Source organism: Mycolicibacterium diernhoferi (assembly GCF_019456655.1).
Classification (GTDB): Bacteria; Actinomycetota; Actinomycetes; order Mycobacteriales; family Mycobacteriaceae; genus Mycobacterium; species Mycobacterium diernhoferi.
In genome coordinates, this window is record NZ_CP080332.1 from 1594555 (window position 1) to 1613816 (window position 19262).

Consider the following 19262-nt stretch of genomic DNA (forward strand, 5'->3'; position numbering starts at 1 on the left):
GTCAGTGTGATCCCTTCATCAGCGTCGCGCGGATCTGGTGTTTGAGAACCTTGCCCGCGTCGTTCTTGGGCAGGGTGTCCCACACGACCACCTGCTCGGGGGTCTTGAACCTGGCGAGGCCGTGCGTGCCCAACATCTCGCCGAGATCCGCGACGGTCGGTGCGGACGCATTGGTTGTATCGGTGGGAACGATGACCGCACAGGCGCGTTCGCCGGTGCGCGCGTCGGGCACCCCGACGACGGCAATCTCGGCGATGCCGGTGTGCCCGATCAGGATGTCCTCCACCTCCTTGGGGGAGATGTTCTCCCCGTTGCGGATGATGAGGTCCTTGGCGCGTCCGGTCACCACCAGGTAGCCGTCCTCGGTCAGGTGCCCGAGGTCCCCGGTGCGGAAGTAGCCGTCCTCATCGAAGGCCCCGCCGTTGTCCTCGGGGTGCAGGTACCCGGCGAGCATCTGTGGTCCGCGTACCCGGATCTCACCGTCGACCACGGTGAGGTCGGCGATCCCGGCCCGGCCGTCGGTGTCGGCCGCCCGGTCCGGGTGCTCCGGTGAGCCGACGGTGGACACCGGAACCTCGGTGGACCCGTACACCCGGGTGACGATGGCGCGTTCGAAATAATCTGCGGCCCGGCGGATCAGCGAAGGGGGGACCGAGGCGCCGCCGCAGATGAAGACCTTGAGGTCGGGTAGCCGGGTGCCGGCACGTTCGGCTGCGCCGAGCAGTCCGTCCAGAAAGGGTGTCGCCCCGGCCATATGGGTGCACCGGTGCTCCTGCATCAGGGCGACGGCGTCGTCGGGGTCCCAGCGCTGCATGAGGACGGCGGTCGAGCCGAGCAGCAGCGGGCATTCGAATGCGTAGATGGACCCGCCGATGTGGGCGATCGGGGACGGCACCAGGAAGGTGTCGCCGGCGTCGATACGCCAGTGCTCACCGAGCTGGCGGATCAGCGCACCGATCGAACCGTCGGTGTGCAGCACGCCCTTGGGACGCCCGGTGGTGCCCGAGGTGTACATGATCATCCGCACCGCGGACGGATCCAGCGGCACCGGGGCAGCGGGCGCCGTGGCCGCCAACTCGGCGAACCCGGTGAAACCGGGATGGGTGCCGCGGCAGACGACCACGACCGGGGGCGCGGCCATCCCGGTGGTCACCCGGGCCAGCATCGCGGCGTAATCGAATCCACGGAACTGGGCCGGTATGAAGATCATCCGCACATCGGCGTCGGCGAGGATGAACCGCAGCTCACTGTCGCGTAGCGACGGCAGAATCGGGTTGACCACCATCCCGGACAGGGCGGCGGCCAGATAGACGACGGCGGCTTCGTGCCAGTTGGGCAGCATGAACGACACCACACTGCCGGTCGGCATCCGTTGCGACATGGTCGCGGCCAGCGACTCGGCCTGGTGCTGCAGGGTTTTCGCGTCCAGTTCGATGTCACCGTCGATGACGAGCACCCGATCCGGCGTGCGCTGAGCCGCGACTGCCAGCGCATCGGCGAGGGTGCTCACGGCTGGTCCTTGACGCGCCGCATCGTCATCGAATGGCGGTAGGTCGCGGCCGGGTGGGTGTTCACCGTCACCTGGGCGACCTCGCCGTCGGAGGTGGTGTAGGTGCGCTGCATCTGCAGGGCCGGCGCGCCGGTCGGGGTCTTCAGCAGGCCGGCGAGTTCGGGCGGCAACCCGATCGCGGTGATCTCCTGGTGCACCTCGGTGATGCTGACGCCGTAGAGATCCTCGATGAGCGGGAAGATCGGCCCGGTGTGGCGGTGCAGCATCCGGCCCACCGCCGCGAACGCCCGGTTGATGTAGTACTCGGTCCGGCAGATCGGGGTGTCGGTCTCGGCGTCCCGGCGGTAGCCGCGCACCGCCAGCCATTGCTCGCCGATGCCGAGGCCGGTGTCGCCGGCGAGTTCGGCGTCGATGGTCACCATCGCGTTGGATTCGATCTCGAACTGGGCGCCGGACGCGAACGCCAGCAGGTCGTTGATCGACATCACGTCCTGGGCATAGGAACTCGACGACGGCCGGGGGACCACCAGCGTGCCGGTCCGGGGGCGTGAGGACACCAGGTTGTCGTCGCGCAGCCGGCGCAGCGCCTCGCGCACGGTGTACCGGCTGACGGCGAACCGTTCACACAGTTCGTGTTCGGTGGGCAACTGCGAGCCGACCGGATACACCCCGTCCACGATTTCCTTGCGCAGCGTCCGGGCCACCTGCAGATAGCGGTGCTCTGGTGCTTGTGTGGTCATCGCGCCGGCCGTCACGTCCGGCGCAGCGCGTAGACGCTGCCTTCACCGTCGGCCGAAAGATACAGCGTGCCATCGGGTCCCGCGGCGATCCCGGCGAACGGTCCCTGCGGCCCGGAGAACGGGGGCATTCCGCGCAGCGGCTTCGGGGTGACTCCGGGAGGTGCACCGACCGGCAATCCCGCGGCGATGGTGTTGCGCGCTTTGGTGGCAAGGTCGACGGCGACGAGGGCCTTGTCCCCGGCGTCGATGATGTAGAGCACGCCGTCGCGCACCAGGATGCCCTGCGGGGTGAGGAGTCCGTCGACGACGGTGTCGGTGCCCGACGGGGTGATCCGCAGCACCGCGCCGGTCACCACCGACACCAACACCGAGCCGTCGGCGTCGGTGGTGACCCCGACCGGGGTGTCCAGGCCGCTGGCCAGCACCTCGGTCCCGCCGGCGGTGATCGCCAGTACCCGACCGGTGCCCTGCTCGACGACGACCGGGGTGCCGTCGGGCAGCAGGGTCACCCCGTAGAGCTGGTCCAGACCGTCTGCCAGGTAATCGGTTTCGTTGTCGGCGGGCCGGTAGCGGGCGACCTGTCCACCGGAGGTGGTGACCACGAACTCACCGGCGCCGCCCGGGGTGAGGCCGCGGACGAAGCCGGGGTAGCCGGGGCTGAACAACATGCCGACGGTCCGCAATCCGCCATCGGGGCCGACGCTGTAGAGATAGGTGCCGTCGGCGATGTAGAGCACACCGTCGGCGCCGACGGTGACGTCCAGCGGCCAGTTCAGGCCGCCGGGCAGCAATGCCCTGGTGTCGCCTCCGGCGGTGACCTCGGTGATGGCGCCGGTGAAGTTCGAGACGAACAACCGTCCGTCGACGAATGCGCAGTTGTCCAATCCCGGCGTCAGCGTGGCCAGTACGGTCTGCGAGCCGGTGCGCGGATCGATGCGCAGCACCTGCCCGCTGGCGACCTGGGTGGACACGATGGTGCCGTCGGCGTCGAACTTGACCGAATCCGGCACGCCGAGATCCCCGGCGACCACCTCGGGCTCGCCGCCGTCGGGATGCACCCGCCAGATCTGGTTGGCGTTCATCACCGGGAAGTACAGCAGCCCGTCGGGTCCGACCTCCATGGCATTGGGGGAGGGCAGATCCGCCAGGATCAACCGTGGCGCACCACCGGCGAGGTCCATCTCGAAGAGCCGGCCGCCCTCACGGCATTCGTTGACGAACAGTCGGCCCTGGTGGACGGTGATGCCGTTGGCCGAGGGCATGTCGTCGCGCAGTACCCGGGTTGTGCCGGTGCTGTCGCGGACGCTGACCCGGCCGTCCATCACCTCGGTGGCGAACAGGCTGCCGTCGGCGCCGAAGGCCAGGTCGTCGGGGGCGACGATGTCCCCGCCCTTGGCGCTGATCGTCTCGATGTCGCCGGTGTCCACGTTGAGTGCGCTGATCTGGCTGCCCGTCACCTGCGCGATGTAGAGGCGGCCATCGGGCCCGGTGCGCAGCCCATTGGCGCCGAACAGCCGGCTGGGCGCGGTGAGGCGGGTCAGGACCCAGCCGCCGGCGGCTTCCGGTGCTGAGGCGACGGGGTACCGGCCGGTCTGCAGGGTGCTCATGGGCAGGACGCTATCAAGCGTCAACTAGTCCAGACAATAGGTGCGATACACGCATTATCGACCCTTGACGACCCATAATCGCTGGGGAATAGTGTTCTCCAATGAGCAGAGCCACATATGTTGTACGGACAATTGGCCACCGCAGACGGGCTGGAGAGTAGTGGCCCAGGAAAGCGAGTCATGACCGATCTCTTGGCGCTCGAGGACCGCATCGTGGTGGTGTCCGGGGCAGGTGGTGGTGGCATCGGCACCACGGTGACCCGGCTGGCGGCCGAGGCCGGCGCCACCGTCATCGCGGTGAGCCGCTCGCAGGACAACCTGGACACCCATGTCGCACCCCTGGCGCAGGGGGGTCTGTCGGTGATCCCGGTGGCCGCCGACGCCTCCACCGACGAGGGCATCGCGACCGTGCTGGAGGCGGCGCGCAACGCCGACGGCGTGCTCTACGGCCTGGTGAACATCGCGGGCGGGGCCGCGCCGTCGACCTGGATGCCGGCCACCCGGGTGTCCCGCGCGGACTGGCGCGAACTGTTCACCGCCAACCTGGAGACGATGTTCTTCATGAGCCAGGCGGTCGCCGGTGAGATCCGTGCCGCGGGTAATCCGGGATCCATCGTGTCGGTGTCCTCGATCAGCGGGATGAACAGCGCCCCTTACCACGTCGCCTACGGCACCGCGAAGGCCGCGATCGTCGCGGCCACCCGGACCCTGGCCGTGGAACTCGCCGGTGACGGGATCCGGGTCAACGCCGTGGCCCCCGGGGTGACCGAGACGGCGGCCTCGGCCACCTATGTGGAGGCCGACCCGGAACGCGATCAGCGCGCCATCGCCATGGGCCGGCGCGGGACACCGCAGGAGCAGGCCGGCGCGATCCTGTTCCTGCTGTCGGACCTGGCGGGCTATGTCACCGGGCAGACGCTGCTCGTCGACGGCGGGCTGAACCTGAAATGGACGCACCTCGGTGCGGACAACACGTCGTTGTTCCTCAAGGACGACAACTTTCGTGAAGCGATCAGGAGGATCTAGTGACCCATACCGAATCCGACCTCGACGCCGCGATCGAGATCGACGCCGATCCGGACGACTCCACCGGCCAGGTCGCCGAGGAGCTGTCCACCCCGATGACCATCCCGGTGGACGCCTACATCTCGCCGGAATACGCGCGCAATGAACGGGACCGGTTGTGGCGCAAGGTCTGGCAGCAGGTCGGCCGGGTCGAGGAGATTCCCGAGGTCGGCAGCTACCTGACCTATGACATCCTCGACGACTCCATCATCGTGGTGCGCACCGATACGGGGAACTCGTCGGAATCATTCAAGGCCCACCACAACGTCTGCATGCACCGCGGACGCAAACTGATCGACACCCCCGAGGGCGCCAAGAACGCGACCGGCAGAGCGCGCAAGTCCTTCGTGTGCGGCTTCCACGGCTGGACCTACGGCCTCGACGGGGCGTGTACCCATATCCGCGAGCAGGACGACTGGCAGGGCAAGCTCACCGGCGCCAACACCCACCTGGCACCGGTGCAGGTGGACACCTGGGGCGGTTGGCTTTTCATCAACATGGATCCGCACTGTGAACCGCTGGCCGACTATCTGTTCCCGGCCGCCAAGATCCTCGACCCGTTCGGGCTGGAGAACATGCGGTACAAGTGGCGCAAATGGCTCTACTTCGACTGCAACTGGAAGGTCGCGATGGAGGCCTTCAACGAGACCTACCACGTGTTCACCACGCACCCGGAGTTCAACAAGTTCGGTGAGTTCAAGGGCTGGGCCAAGGCGCAGGGCAAGCACAGCAACATCGGCTACGACGCGCCGAAGGGGATGGACGAGACCAAGTCCAAGATCCGGCTCGGCACCGGCGACCCGCGGATCTCCACGGCCGAGATGCAGGTCTACACCATGGAAGAGACCAACGCGACCACCACGCAGACGCTGGTGAACGCGGCCAAACGCCTCGTCGACGAACTTCCCGAGGGCACCCCGGCCGATCAGGTGCTCGCGCACTGGCTGGCCTCGGCCCGACGTGATGACGCGGCGCGTGGTGTCGAATGGCCGACCATCCCCCCCGACATTCTGGGCCAGAGCGGCACCGCATGGCAGATCTTCCCCAACCTCCAGGTGGGCCAGGGCCTGACCAGCGCCCTGTGCTACTCGGCGCGCCCCGATCCGAGCTACCACCCGGACAAGTGCATCTTCGAGGTGGCCGTCTTCGAGCTGTACCCGAAAGGTGAAGAGCCCGAGACGGAATGGGCGTACACGCCGAAGGACTCGTCGAACTGGCTCTCGGTCCTGCCGCAGGACTTCTCCAACATGGCAGCCGTGCAGCAGGGCATGAAGTCGGCCGGTTTCCCCGGCACGCTGCCCAACCCGTACCGCGAACGCAGCACGGTCAACCTGCACTACCAGCTGTCCAGGTACATGGACGCCGGAGAACCCCGAGACATTTAGCGATTTCGGCGCGTTCGCATCCGTTTCGCGAACGTGAGCGCGCCGAAATCACGAAGAGGAGAGAACACATGAAGGTAAACCTCGGCACGGGTGCGCAGAACTCGCACGACTGGGACCGGGTCATGGCCGGGGATTTCAGCAGCCCGCCGGCCACCCCGGACTACAAGTGCGTGCAGGCCGCACTGGCGCTCGGTGATCTGGCCGAACCGCTGGGGTTCGACGGCATCTGGTTCCCCGAACACCAGGGCACCCCGTACGGCATGACGCCCAACCCGATTCAGGCGCTCACCTACTTCGCGGCGCGCACCGAACGGGTCAGCCTGGGCACCTTCGTCGCGGTCGCACCGTGGTGGAACCCGGTGCGGCTGGCCCACCAGATCGCCTATCTGGACATCGTCTCCAACGGCCGGTACAACACCATCGGCATCGGCCGCGGCGTCTCGAAGGCCGAGTTCGACGCCGTCGGCGTGCCGCGCGAGGAGAGCCGCCAGCGCTTCAACGAGACCCTCGACATCCTGGAACTGGCCTTCTCCGGGGAGCGGTTCTCCTATGGCGGTGAGATCTTCAGCTTCCCGGAGATGTCGCTGCGCCCCGAACCGATCAGCACGGACCTGTTCTCCCGGATCTTCAGTTCGTCCTCGACCGCCGAGTCGCTGGAGATCCTGTCCCGGCGCGGCATGGTGCCGCTGTTCGTCGGCAACAAGCCGATCTGGGACGCCGGTGAGGAAGTCAAGAAGGTCAACACCTTCCGGGCCGAGGAGGGCTTCGAGCCCTGTCAGCCCAAGAACGTGATGTTCATGTACTGCGTGGCCGATGAATCCGAGGCCGCCGACACCGAAGAATGGATCTGGACCGCGAACCGGGACGTCAACGTGCACTACGGCTTTGCCGACGCCTCGAACTTCAAGGGCGTCAAGGGTTATGAGGCCTACGCCGCACGTGAGGCGACCGCCACCGCGGTGCTCGCCTCCCAGGTCGGTGATCAGAAGAAGGGTGGCCCGCCCGGATATCACGCGTCGAACCTGCTGATCGGCACCCCGGAGGTGGTGTTCGAGAAGCTCAAGGCCGCCCAGGAGGCCTGCTCGTTCTCCGAGGTGACCATCGTTCCGCAGTTCGGCACCATGCCCTACGAGAAGGCGATGGAGAGCACCAGGCTGTTCGCCGCCGAGGTGTTGCCCGCCGTTCACGAGATGGAAGCTCCCCTGCATCCCAGCGTGCTGCCGGAAAGCGTCACGGCATGACGACAACCGACAGCACCTGCGGGCCCACCGACACCCCCACCGACATCGACATCCCCGCCATGCGGGAGAAGTACGCCGCGGAGCGGGCCAAACGCCTGCGGCCCGAGGGCGGGGATCAGTACCTGGAACTCGAAGGCGATTTCGCCGAGTTCTACGAGGTCGACCCGTACACCACGGTGACGCAGCGGGATCCGGTCACCGAGGACTCCGACGTCGTCATCCTCGGCGGCGGGTTCGCCGGTCTGCTGGCCGGGGCCCACCTGAAGAAGGCCGGCGTCGAGGGGATCCGCGTCATCGAGATGGCCGGTGACTTCGGTGGCGTGTGGTACTGGAACCGGTTCCCCGGAATCCAGTGCGACAACGACGCATACTGCTACATCCCGCTGCTCGAAGAACTCGGCTTCATGCCGAGCAAGAAGTTCGCCGACGGTGCGGAGATCTTCGGCCACTGCCGCAACATCGGCAAGCAGTTCGGCCTCTACGACGGTGCGTTGTTCTCCACACAGGTACGCGACCTGCGCTGGGATGAGGCGGCACAGCGCTGGCAGATCAGCACCGACCGCGGCGACGACATCCGGGCCCGGTTCGTGGTGATGGCGCAAGGCTCCTACAACCGGCCGAAACTGCCGGGTATCCCTGGCATCAAGGACTTTGCCGGGCACGTGTTCCACTCCGCGCGCTGGGATTACGACTACACCGGCGGGGACGCCGACGGCGGTCTGCACAAGCTGGCCGACAAGCGCGTCGCCCTGGTCGGCACCGGGGCGACCGGCATCCAGCTGGTACCCCACCTCGGTCGGGATGCCAAGGAACTGTTCGTCTTCCAGCGCACACCATCCTCGGTGGACGCCCGCACCAACCCGCCGACCGACCCGGACTGGGCGGCCTCGCTGCAACCGGGCTGGCAGGAGGAGCGCAAACGCAACTTCCACAACTGGTCGCCGTTCGTCGGCGTGGTGTTCGGCGAACCGGATCTGGTCTGCGATTTCTGGACCGAACTCGGCCGCAATCTGACCGCCCGGATCGCGAGCAGCCCCGACCCGGCGTCGGTGACGATCGAACAGATCATGGCGTTCCGGGAAGAGGAAGACTTCAAGATCATGGAGCGGCTGCGCCGCCGGGTCGCCGAGATCGTCGACGATCCGGTCACCGCCGAGGCGCTCAAGCCGTACTACCGCTTCATGTGCAAGCGGCCGACATCCAGTGAGCACTACCTGGCCACCTTCAACCGGCCCAATGTGACGCTGGTCGACGTGTCGGAATCCAAGGGTGTGGAGCGGCTGACCGAGAAGGGGATCGTCGCCAACGGAGTCGAATACGAGGTCGACTGCGTCATCTTCGCGAGCGGCTTCGAGATCTCCACCGAGATCCACCGCCGATTCGCGATCGACTCCATCGTCGGCCGCGACGGGCTGTCGCTGTTCGACCACTGGCGAGACGCCTACAAGACGCTGCACGGCGTGACCAGCCGGGGCTTCCCGAACCAGTTCTTCATGGGGTTCATCCAGGGCGGGGTGTCGGCCAACACCACGGCGATGTTCGAACAACAGGCCCGCCACATCGCCTACATCATCGCCGAGGCCCAGAACCGGGGCGCCTCCACCGTCGAGCCGAGCCAGGAGGCCCAGGACGCCTGGGTCGCCACGGTCCGGGAACTCTCGATCGACAACTCGGCCTTCGAACTTTCCTGTACGCCGGGCTATTACAACAACGAGGGCCGTGGCGGCGCCGAGCGCAACGGAGCATTCCTCGGAGACTTCTACTCGCCCGGGTTCTACGCATTCGATGAGTTGATCGAGCAGTGGCGGGACAAGGGTGACCTCGACGGGCTGGAGCTGACCTGATGACGGTTCTGGGCGAGCGGAGTGACGGGCGGTACACAGCCATAGAGGCATTACAGGTGCGCGATATCAAGCCCCGTATCGGGTCCGAGGTCCGCGCCGGCAAAGACGACCTGTTGTCCGGTGAGTACGCCGGCGCCATCAGGGAGCTGCTCGAACAGCGCGGCGTGCTGGTGTTCCCGCAGATCGCGTTCAGCGACGAGGAGCAGATCGCCTTCACCGAAACTCTCGGCACCTTCGCGCCGGAGTCCGTCGGCGAGAAGCTGTACAAGGTGTCATTGGACACCTCGGTCAACAAGCAGGCCGACTATCTCAAGGGTTCGCTGTACTGGCATCTGGACGGCACCATGAACGATGTGCCGATCCTGGCGTCGCTGCTGCAGAGCGTCGCGCTCGGCAACCCGGATGAGGGCGATACCGAGTTCTGCAACACCTACGCCGCCTACGACGACCTGTCGGACGAGGACAAGGCGGAGATTGCGGACCTGCGGGTGATGCACTCGGCATGGAACACGCTGTTCTACTACGACCCGGAACCCTCGGCGAAGACGCTCAAGCAGATGATGGCCATCGGGGATCGCGAACTGCCGCTGGTGTGGACGCACAAGTCGGGCCGTAAGTCGTTGGTGCTGGGCGCCACCGCGCGCCAGGTCAACGATGTCGATTACGCCAAGAGCGCCGAACTGCTTGTGCGGCTACGGGATTGGGCGACCCAACCGCAGTTCACCTACCGGCACAAGTGGACCGTCGGCGACCTGGTCATCTGGGACAACACCGGCACCATGCACCGGGCCACCCCGTATGACCCGAGCTCGGGACGGCTGTTGCAGCGCACCAAGCTCGAGGGGGAGGAGCCGTTCGCTTGAGCGAGCTCAGTTTCGAGGATCGGGTCGCGGTCATCACCGGCGGCGGACGCGGCCTGGGCCGCGAATACGCTCTGCTGCTGGCATCGCGGGGCGCCAAGGTCGTCGTCAACGACCCGGGTGGGAGTCTGGCCGGGGACGGATCCGATGGGGCCCCCGCCCACGAGGTGGTGCGCGAAATCACCTCCGCCGGAGGGCAAGCCGTCGCGAACACGGACTCGGTGGCGACCGTCGAGGGTGGCCAGGCCATCGTGGCGGCCGCCATCGAGAACTACGGGCGCGTCGATATCCTGATCCACAATGCGGGCACCGTCCGCCGCGGCTCACTCAAAGAACTGAGCTACCAGGATTTCGAGGCCGTGCTCGATGTGCACCTGCGCGGCGCGTTCCACGTGGTACGACCGGCTTTTCCGCTGATGTGCGCGGCCGGCTACGGAAGGATCGTGCTGACTTCGTCGATCGGCGGGCTGTATGGCAACCACGGCGTCGCCAACTACGCCGCGGCGAAGGCCGGGATCGTCGGGCTCACCAATGTGGTCGCCCTCGAAGGTGCTGCCGAAGGCGTCACCTGCAATGCGATCATTCCCGGCGCGGTCACCAGAATGGCTGAGGGACTGGACACCTCGGCGTATCCGCCGATGGGCTCGAACCTGGTGGCGCCCACGGTCGGTTTCCTGAGCCACGAGTCCTGCCGGGTGACCGGCGAACTGTACGTGGCGATCGCCGGCCGGGTGGCCCGGGCGTTCATCGCCGAAACGCCGGGGGTGTACCGGCCGTCCTGGTCGATCGAGGACGTCGCCGCGAACCTCGACGCGATCCGCGACGACACCTCGCCGCTGGTGTTCCCGCCGGTGCCCGACGGGCACACCGACCACATCCGCTACTCGTTCGGGGCGGCCACGTATGAGTGATCATCAGGGCCCGCTCAAGGACGTCCGGGTCGTCGACCTCACCGCGATGGTGATGGGCCCGTACTGCACCCAGATCATGGCCGATATGGGCGCCGACGTCATCAAGGTCGAGCCCCCCGCCGGTGACAACACCCGCTACATCTCCGTCGGGCCCGTCGCCGGGCTCAGTGGGGTGTTCATCAACGTGAACCGCGGCAAGCGCGGTGTGATGCTGGACCTGCAGACAGCCGAGGGCAAGGCCGCGCTGCGGTCCCTGATCGAGACCGCCGACGTGTTCATCCACTCGATGCGGGCAAAGGCGATCGCGAAGCTCGGCTTCGGCTACGACGACGTCGCCGCGCTCAACCCGTCGATCGTCTATACGAACTGCTACGGGTATGGCAGGCGCGGCCCGGACGCCGACCGTCCCGCCTACGACGACACCATCCAGGCCGAATGCGGATTGCCCGCGGTACAAGAACAATTGACCGGCGAGGCCAGCTATGTCGGCACCATCATGGCGGACAAGGTGGCAGGACTGACTGCCCTGTATGCCACCACGATGGCGCTGTTCCACCGGGAGCGCACCGGCGAGGGGCAGGAGGTGGAGGTCAGCATGTTCGAGACGATGGCATCGTTCATGTTGGTGGAGCATGCCAACGGCGCCATGTTCGACCCCGCCCTCGGGCCGGCGGTGTATCCCCGCGCGGTGGCTCCCAACCGAAAGCCGTACGAGACCAAGGACGGTCAGATCGCGGCATTGATCTACAACGACAAGCACTGGCAGGCGTTCATCGACCGCGTTCAACCCGTCTGGAACAGCCCGGAGTTCGCGACGCTGGAGCGGCGCGCCAAACAGATCGACACCGTGTACGGGTTGGTGGCGCAGACGCTCAAGGAACGCACCACCGACGAGTGGCTGCAACTGTTCCGCGAGCTGGAGATCCCGGCCGCCGCCGTCAACAGCCCCGACGCGCTGTTCGACAACGAGCATCTCAACGCCGTCGGGCTGTTCGAGACCATCGACACCCCGCACGGCCGCATCCGGATCCCCGGGGTGCCCACCTGGTTCTCCCGCACTCCCGGCCGGGTGCACGGGCCGGCGCCGGAATTGGGCGCCGATACCGAATCCGTGCTGGCCGAACTGAAAGCGCAGCCTCGGCACTAGAACGTGACTGCCGGAGGCGACCTGGACCGCGGGTGGGAACTGTCACCGATGTCCTGAGACATCACCCTTGCGTACTGCATCCACGAGGCGTACCATCGAACATAAGTTCGAATTGAATTGAGTAGTGCTCCCGATCTGTTCACGGTGAGCTTTCGCCCGCGACGTGTGTCGCTGAGAGGTTCGAGGGTCCCTGCGGGACCGTCCGAGCCGATTGCCTATGCATCAGAGTTGTCATCCCGTGTACCGCCTTTGGGAAAGGTTGGGCATCTGGCATGGACGCCACCCATCTCGACACGTTCGTCACTGCGTTGATCGATGACCTCGCTCCGGCAGGTGAGGGCACCGATCGCAGTTTGTTCGATCTGCTGGATTGTCCGCGGCCGGTGGTTGATGAGCCGGCCCTGTTGGCGGTGCTGGTGGCCGCAGTGACCGCGCGCAATCTGTTCGACCATGTGATCGCGTCGGCGGTCGCGGCCACCGAGCGGCTCGGGATCCCGGCGCGCCGGCACCTGCGCTCGGGGGCCGATCTGCTCACCAGCATCGGGGTGGCCCCGGGTGTGGCGCTGCGGGCGGTACGGGTCGGACGTGCCGCGCCGATGCTGCCGGCCCTCACCTGCCAACAGCGACTCGGTGGGCTGGGTATCGAGTTCGCCGACGCGGTCGGACGCGGCGTTGCCCACATCGCCGCCCGAGTTGAATTGACCGAGGAAGACCGGGCCGCGGTGGTCACGAAGCTGATGATCCAGACCACCCCCGCACAGGTGAGCGAGAAGGCCCGCGAGATCGCCATCGAGAAAGCCGCCACACAACCTCAAGAAGAGGGGGCGGTGCCGGTGGCGGAAAATACTGACCTCAACGACATGACACTCGTGCAAACAGACGACGGGCGCGTCAGCGCCACAATCGATCTCGATGTGCTCACCGGTGAGGAACTGTTCGCGGCATTGGATCCGTTGTGCCGGCCCGTTCCACTGCCGGATGGGTCACCGGATCCGCGGCCGGCCGGGCGGCGCCGCGCGGACGCCTTCGGCCAACTGCTGCGCGACTACTTGTCGAGCCAGCGGCGCCCCACCTCCGGTGGCGTGCTGCCCCACGTCACCCTGATCCGACCCGCCACCATCCGACCAGGTGCGCGCGGCCAGGAATGCGTGGACACCCTCGGGTTCGGTGGACCGGTCAGCGCCACCACCGCGGACCTGATCTCCTGTGACAGCACCCTCACCGCGGTGATCGTCGACGGCGCGGGGGCACCACTGGACGTCGGACGCGCCGAACGGCTGTTCACACCCAACATCCGTAAAGGATTGGCGGTACGCGACCGTGGCTGCGCCTTCCCCGGCTGCGGCAGACCGGTGTCCTGGTGCGACGCCCACCACATCCAACCGTGGAACAGCGCAGGCACCACCTGCGTCGATAACGGAGTGCTGCTCTGCCGCAGCCACCACACCGCAATCCACCACGGCGGCTGGCAGGTCTACCTCGGCCCCGACCGGCACCCCTGGTTCATCCCACCCCACGACCCGGCCGAACCCCAACCGGCCCACCTGCGTTCACACGCCAGACGCACCATGACCGACCTACCCACCGCCGCTTAACCCAGCCCCTCAGGCACCTTGACAACTCCACAGAGAACCGCACACGCGGCGGGAACCGGCACCGATGACGCCGCCGGACCCGCCACGATGAATCACGGCGACGGCCTGCGGACAACTAGAAGGTCTTGGCCAACCGGTCGGCGAGAATGGCGGCGAAATGCGCTGGATCGTCGAGGGATCCGCCCTCGGCGAGAAGGGCTGTGCCGTACAACAACTCGGCAGTATCGCTGAGCCCTTCCTGCTGTGATGACGCCAAGGCGTCCCGCAGACCGACGATCAGGGGGTGATCGGGGTTGAGCTCCAGAATGCGCTTGCCGACGGGCACATCCTGGCCGGACGCGCGGTACATACGCGCCAACTGCGGGGTGATGCCGAAGCTGTCGGTGATCAGGCAGGCCGGCGACGAGGTCAGTCGGGTCGACAGCCGGACCTCCTTGACGTGCTCGTCCAGCTTCTCCTGCAGCCAGGCCAGCAGCTCGGCGAAGTCCGGACGGTCGGAGTCGGAAGCTGAATCGTCCTTGGCTCCCAGATCGACCTCACCCTTGGCCACCGACTGCAGCGCCTTGCCGTCGAACTCCGGCACCGACTCGACCCACACCTCATCGACCGGATCGGTGAGTAACAGCACCTCGTAGCCCTTGGCCTTGAACGCCTCCAGATGCGGTGAATTCTCCAGCAGCTGGCGCGATTCGCCGGTGGCGTAGAAGATCTGCTCCTGGTCGTCCTTCATCCGCCCGACGTAGTCGGTCAGGGTCGTCGAGTCATTGAGCGTCGACGCGAACGACGACAGCTTCAGCAGGGTGTCGCGGTTGTCGATGTCGGAGAGCAGGCCCTCCTTGAACGCACGGCCGAACTGCGTCCAGAACGTCGCATAATCGTCGGGCCGGTTCGCCTGCAGGTCCTTGATCGCCGACAGCACCTTCTTGGTGAGACTGCGCCGGATCACCTTGATCTGCCGGTCCTGCTGCAGGATCTCCCGGGAGACGTTGAGCGACAGATCCTGTGCGTCGACGACGCCCTTGACGAACCGCAGGTACTCGGGCACCAGTTCATCGCAGTCGCCCATGATGAAGACCCGCTTGACGTAGAGCTGCACGCCGGTGTGCCCGTCGCGGTTGAACAGGTCGAACGGCGCCTGCGACGGGATGAACAGCAGCGCCTGGTATTCGAACGTGCCCTCGGCCTTCATTGCGATGACGTCGAGCGGCTCGTCCCACGCGTGCGCGATGTGCCGGTAGAACTCTTTGTACTCCTCATCGGTGACCTCGCTCTTGGGCTTGGCCCACAGCGCGGTGCGCGAGTTGAGGGTCTCCGTCTCGACGGTGGTGGTGTCGGCGGCACCTTCCTCCTCGGCCGGAACCGTCTTCTCGACCTCCATCCGGATCGGCCAGGAGATGAAATCGGAGTACTTCTTGACCAGCTGCCGGATCTTCCACGGCGCGGTGTAGTCGTGCAGCTCGTCGTCGGCGTCCTCGGGCTTGAGGTGCAAGGTCACCGATGTGCCCTGCGGGGCCTCGTCGACGGTCGCGATGGTGTAGGTGCCGTCGCCGCTGGATTCCCAACGGGTGGCCTTGCTTTCACCCGCTTTGCGGGTCAGCAGGTCGACCTTGTCGGCGACCATGAATGTCGAGTAGAAGCCGATGCCGAACTGGCCGATCAGTTCGTCGACATCGCCCGCCCCGCTTCGCCCGCCCGCGGCATCATCGGTCTGCTTCGCCTCGCTCAGCTTGCGGCGCAGCTCGCCGGTGCCGGACCTGGCGAGCGTGCCGATCAGGTCGACGACCTCGTCACGGGACATGCCGATGCCGTTGTCGCGGATGGTCAGCGTCCGCGCGGCCTTGTCGGTCTCGATGTCGATGTGCAGATCCGACGTGTCGACATCGAGTTCTTTGTCCTGGTAGGCCGCCAGTCGCAGCTTGTCCAGCGCGTCGGAGGCGTTGGAGACCAGTTCCCGCAGGAACGAGTCCTTGTTCGAGTAGATGGAGTGCACCATCAGCTGCAGCAGCTGACGGGCCTCTGCCTGGAATTCCCGCTGTTCTACCTGCTCGCTCACGTCGCCATAGTAAAACCCGCCGGGTCAGCCGAACCGGACCCCCTGCGCCAACGGCAGCTCGGACGAGTAGTTGACGGTGTTGGTCGCCCGGCGCATATAGGCCTTCCAGGCGTCGGATCCGGACTCCCGCCCGCCCCCGGTCTCCTTCTCGCCGCCGAACGCGCCACCGATCTCGGCGCCCGAGGTGCCGATGTTGACGTTGGCGATGCCGCAGTCGGACCCGTCGGCTGCCATGAACCGTTCCGCCTCCCGGATGTCGGTGGTGAAGATCGCCGACGAAAGCCCCTGCGGAACAGCATTGTTCAGTTCGATCGCGGTGTCCAGATCGTCATAGGTCAGCACGTAGAGGATCGGGGCGAAGGTCTCGTTGTGCACCACCTCGGTCTGCCCGGGCATCCGCACCAGGGCCGGAGCGACGTAGAACGCATCCTCGGCGCCCATGTCGTGCCGGTGACCGCCGATCACCTCACCGCCATCGGCGGCGGCGGTCTGCAACGCGCCGACCATGTCCCGGTAGGAGCGGCTGTGGATCAGCGGGCCGACCAATGTGCCGTCCACGGACGGGTCCCCGATCGGCAGGGTCTCGTAGGCCGCGGCGATCCGGCGGCACAATTCATCGGCGATCGAGGAGTGCGCGATCACCCGCCGCATCGTGGTGCACCGCTGGCCCGCCGTGCCGGCCGCCGAGAACACGATGGCGCGCACAGCGAGGTCCAGATCGGCCGACGGGGTGACGATGGCGGCGTTGTTGCCGCCCAGTTCCAGCAGCGCCTTGCCGAAGCGCTGGGCCACCCGCGGGCCGACCTCCCGGCCCATCCGGACCGACCCGGTGGCGCTCACCAACGCCACCCGCGGATCGTCGATCAGCGCCTCGCCGATGTCGCGGCCGCCCTGGACGAGTCGGCTGACGGACCCGTCGACCCCGACGTCGGCGCAGGCGCGCTCGATCAACGTCTGGCAGGCGATGGCGGTCAGCGGTGTCAGCTCCGAGGGCTTCCACACCACCGTGTCCCCGCACACCAGCGCCACCGCGGTGTTCCAGGCCCAGACCGCGACCGGGAAGTTGAACGCCGTGATGACCCCGACCACGCCCAGCGGGTGCCAGGTCTCCATCAGCCGGTGCCCGGGTCGCTCCGAGGCGATCGTCTTGCCGTACAACTGCCGCGACAGACCGACCGCGAACTGGCAGATGTCGATCATCTCCTGCACCTCGCCGAGTGCTTCGGAGCTGATCTTGCCGGCCTCCACGGTGACCAGGGTGGCCAGATCGGCCTTGTGTTCGGTGAGCAGTTCGCCGAGCCGGGCCACCAACGCGCCCCGCACCGGGGCCGGGGTGGTCCGCCACCCGGCGAACGCCGCGGCCGCCTCGTCCACGGCAGCGCCGGCCGCCGCGGGGCTGGTCTCGGGAACCGAGAAGAGCACATCACCGGTGATCGGGCTGCCGGCCGCCAGCCCGGACACCCCGGGCTCTCCGAGCGCGGCGTCGGCGCCCACCGCCTGCAGCGCGACGCGCACCCGGTCACGAAGGTCGTCAGCGGTCGGCAGGTTGTTCTTCTGCATGGTGGTCATGATGCCGCTTTCTCGTAGAGGTCGTAAGGGTCGTGGATGTGGTGGCCGATCGCGCCGGCCATCCAGTCGAGGTCGTAGTGCGTCGCGCGGTCGGCGGTCTCGGTGACCGTTGTGTCGCCGTCGAGGTTCGACCGGAAGATCCCCGCTGCGGATGCCGGCAGGAAGTCCTCGTAGACAACGGGTCTGGTGGGGTCGCCGGCACGGTAATAGGCGAGGCCCTGGGCGGCCATCTCGGCGTCGGTGCCCGGGAAGTACCGGTGCCAGTTGCCGCGGTCGGCCATCGCGGCGTCATACCGGGCCCGGCCGGCGCGGGTCAGCGCCACCCCGCGGGCCTCGACCTCGCCGAAGCGCACCCGCAGTGTCCCGTCGAACCCGGACCCGTCCGGGCCCCGGAACCGTCGCGGCTCGGCCAGTGCCCGAAATGACGTCTGGCGCAGCAACACCGCAGGGCACGGGGTACGTGGCGGCCCCTGGATCGCGTCGATCATGGTGACACCGCGGGCGGTCATCCGGGCGTACAGCGCGTCGATGTCCAACACCCTGGGCGTGAGGTGGTTGATATGGGTGCTGCGCACCCCGGCGATGTCGGCGGCGACCGCGGACACCGCGGCCAGTTCGTCGTACCACGCCTTGTCGATCGGTTCCCGGGACAGGGCGAACGCCGCGGTGGCCGACCGGACGAAGTCGTCCGCCTGATCCGGCGGGCAGCCGTCGGTGGCGATGCGCCGGGCCTGGGCGATCAGCGCGGGATCGAACAGGTTGCGTTGTCCGACGAAGCTGCGTACGCGGGCCGCCAGATCGGGGTGGAAGAACCGGGCGTCGTCGGTGGCCAGCATCGAGGTGAAGACCCGGAACGGGTTGGCTTCCAATTCATCGGCGTCGATGGGCCGGAACGCGGTGGACACCACCGGAACCGGGGAGGCCGCGTCGCGCAGATCGTAGAACCCGACTCCGAACATCCCGAATGCCGCGAAAAGGTCGGCGACATCGGCGAGTTCGGTGACGCTGCCCACCCGGATCGCGCCATGGCGTTCGGCGGTGACCCGTTGCAGCGAGCCCAACCGATCCGAGTGCGCGGTATCCCGGTTCACCTCCGACGTGACATCCACCAAGGTCGTGTAGGCCGGAACTTCGGCGCCGTACATCCGGGACAGTGCGGCGGCGAAGGCGGCCCGCAACTGCGACGTGGGTACGGTCACCGGTCGCCCGCCCGAGCTCGGGGGCTGCGATAGTCTCCGGCCATGGTCGACTCCGAACATCTCGACGACATCGATCGGATCCTGGTGCGGGAACTGATCGCCGACGGCCGGGCCACGCTGGCGCAGCTCGCGGCCACCGCCGGCTTGTCGGTGTCGGCGGTGCAGTCCCGGGTACGCAGGCTGGAATCGCGCGGGGTGGTGACCGGGTACACGGCGCGGGTCAATCCGGAGGCGGTCGGGCGCATGCTGTCGGCGTTCGTGGCCATCAGTCCTCTCGATCCCTCTCAACCCGATGACGCTCCCGCCCGGCTGCGTCATATCGACGAGATCGAGTCGTGTCACTCGGTGGCCGGGGACGAGAGCTATGTCCTGTTGGTGCGCGTCGCTTCGGCGCGGGCGCTGGAGGACCTGCTGCAGAGAATCCGCACAGCGGCCAATGTCCGCACTCGAAGCACCATCATCTTACAGACTTTTTACGAAGGCCGGACCCATCTACCGGAATAGTTCCTGTCGATCGGCATATAGCCAGTAAATAT

The 19262-nt window shown here is 67.0% G+C and carries 15 protein-coding genes; 9 read left to right on the forward strand and 6 right to left on the reverse strand.

Features of this window, described 5'->3' with window-relative positions:
• Position 1 precedes the first annotated feature (1 nt).
• The 3 genes from K0O62_RS07595 to K0O62_RS07605 are packed head-to-tail and all read right to left on the reverse strand — an operon-like array spanning position 2 to position 3857.
• On the reverse strand, positions 2 to 1510 hold the full coding sequence (locus K0O62_RS07595) for an AMP-binding protein (RefSeq protein ID WP_073859602.1): 1509 nt from the start codon (positions 1508 to 1510) through the stop codon (positions 2 to 4).
• A complete protein-coding gene (locus K0O62_RS07600; protein WP_073859613.1) occupies positions 1507 to 2250 on the reverse strand; it encodes a GntR family transcriptional regulator in 744 nt (247 codons plus the stop codon). The genes K0O62_RS07595 and K0O62_RS07600 overlap by 4 nt, the downstream gene beginning before the upstream one ends.
• Before the next feature lie 11 nt (positions 2251 to 2261).
• Entirely contained in the window at positions 2262 to 3857 is a 1596-nt protein-coding gene (locus K0O62_RS07605; protein WP_073859603.1) for an SMP-30/gluconolactonase/LRE family protein, read from the reverse strand.
• 180 nt (positions 3858 to 4037) lie between these two features.
• Between K0O62_RS07605 and K0O62_RS07610 the strand changes: the two genes are divergently transcribed.
• From K0O62_RS07610 to K0O62_RS07645, 8 genes are all read left to right on the forward strand, one after another.
• Positions 4038 to 4883 (forward strand): SDR family NAD(P)-dependent oxidoreductase, encoded by an 846-nt coding sequence (locus K0O62_RS07610; RefSeq protein ID WP_073859604.1) that lies wholly within the window; start codon positions 4038 to 4040, stop codon positions 4881 to 4883.
• Positions 4883 to 6307 (forward strand): aromatic ring-hydroxylating oxygenase subunit alpha, encoded by a 1425-nt coding sequence (locus tag K0O62_RS07615; RefSeq protein ID WP_073859605.1) that lies wholly within the window; start codon positions 4883 to 4885, stop codon positions 6305 to 6307. Before K0O62_RS07610 ends, K0O62_RS07615 begins: the two co-directional genes overlap by 1 nt.
• A 68-nt stretch (positions 6308 to 6375) precedes the next feature.
• Positions 6376 to 7548, forward strand: a complete 1173-nt coding sequence (locus K0O62_RS07620; RefSeq protein ID WP_073859606.1) for an LLM class flavin-dependent oxidoreductase — start codon at positions 6376 to 6378, stop codon at positions 7546 to 7548.
• A complete protein-coding gene (locus K0O62_RS07625) occupies positions 7545 to 9392 on the forward strand; it encodes a flavin-containing monooxygenase (RefSeq protein WP_073859607.1) in 1848 nt (615 codons plus the stop codon). The genes K0O62_RS07620 and K0O62_RS07625 overlap by 4 nt, the downstream gene beginning before the upstream one ends.
• Positions 9392 to 10255, forward strand: coding sequence for a TauD/TfdA dioxygenase family protein (locus K0O62_RS07630; RefSeq protein ID WP_079244214.1), 864 nt, complete (start codon positions 9392 to 9394; stop codon positions 10253 to 10255). The genes K0O62_RS07625 and K0O62_RS07630 overlap by 1 nt, the downstream gene beginning before the upstream one ends.
• A complete protein-coding gene (locus K0O62_RS07635) occupies positions 10252 to 11163 on the forward strand; it encodes an SDR family NAD(P)-dependent oxidoreductase (RefSeq protein WP_073859608.1) in 912 nt (303 codons plus the stop codon). Before K0O62_RS07630 ends, K0O62_RS07635 begins: the two co-directional genes overlap by 4 nt.
• Complete coding sequence (locus tag K0O62_RS07640; RefSeq protein ID WP_073859609.1) at positions 11156 to 12310, forward strand: CaiB/BaiF CoA transferase family protein; 1155 nt, start codon at positions 11156 to 11158, stop codon at positions 12308 to 12310. Before K0O62_RS07635 ends, K0O62_RS07640 begins: the two co-directional genes overlap by 8 nt.
• Positions 12311 to 12582: 272 nt before the next feature.
• Positions 12583 to 13905 (forward strand): HNH endonuclease signature motif containing protein, encoded by a 1323-nt coding sequence (locus K0O62_RS07645; protein WP_220045497.1) that lies wholly within the window; start codon positions 12583 to 12585, stop codon positions 13903 to 13905.
• A 115-nt stretch (positions 13906 to 14020) separates the two neighbouring features.
• Here K0O62_RS07645 and htpG read toward each other — a convergent pair whose 3' ends face one another.
• Genes htpG through hglS form a run of 3 tightly spaced genes read right to left on the reverse strand, consistent with a single transcriptional unit; the run spans position 14021 to position 18726 of the window.
• Positions 14021 to 15958, reverse strand: coding sequence for a molecular chaperone HtpG (htpG, locus tag K0O62_RS07650; RefSeq protein ID WP_073857607.1), 1938 nt, complete (start codon positions 15956 to 15958; stop codon positions 14021 to 14023).
• Between the two features lie 24 nt (positions 15959 to 15982).
• Positions 15983 to 17527, reverse strand: a complete 1545-nt coding sequence (amaB, locus tag K0O62_RS07655; protein ID WP_073857609.1) for an L-piperidine-6-carboxylate dehydrogenase — start codon at positions 17525 to 17527, stop codon at positions 15983 to 15985.
• Entirely contained in the window at positions 17524 to 18726 is a 1203-nt protein-coding gene (gene hglS, locus K0O62_RS07660) for a 2-oxoadipate dioxygenase/decarboxylase (protein ID WP_073857611.1), read from the reverse strand. Before hglS ends, amaB begins: the two co-directional genes overlap by 4 nt.
• Before the next feature lie 42 nt (positions 18727 to 18768).
• Here hglS and K0O62_RS07665 point away from each other — a divergent pair, with 42 nt between their 5' ends.
• Positions 18769 to 19230 (forward strand): Lrp/AsnC family transcriptional regulator, encoded by a 462-nt coding sequence (locus K0O62_RS07665; RefSeq protein WP_073857613.1) that lies wholly within the window; start codon positions 18769 to 18771, stop codon positions 19228 to 19230.
• Positions 19231 to 19262: the final 32 nt, after the last annotated feature.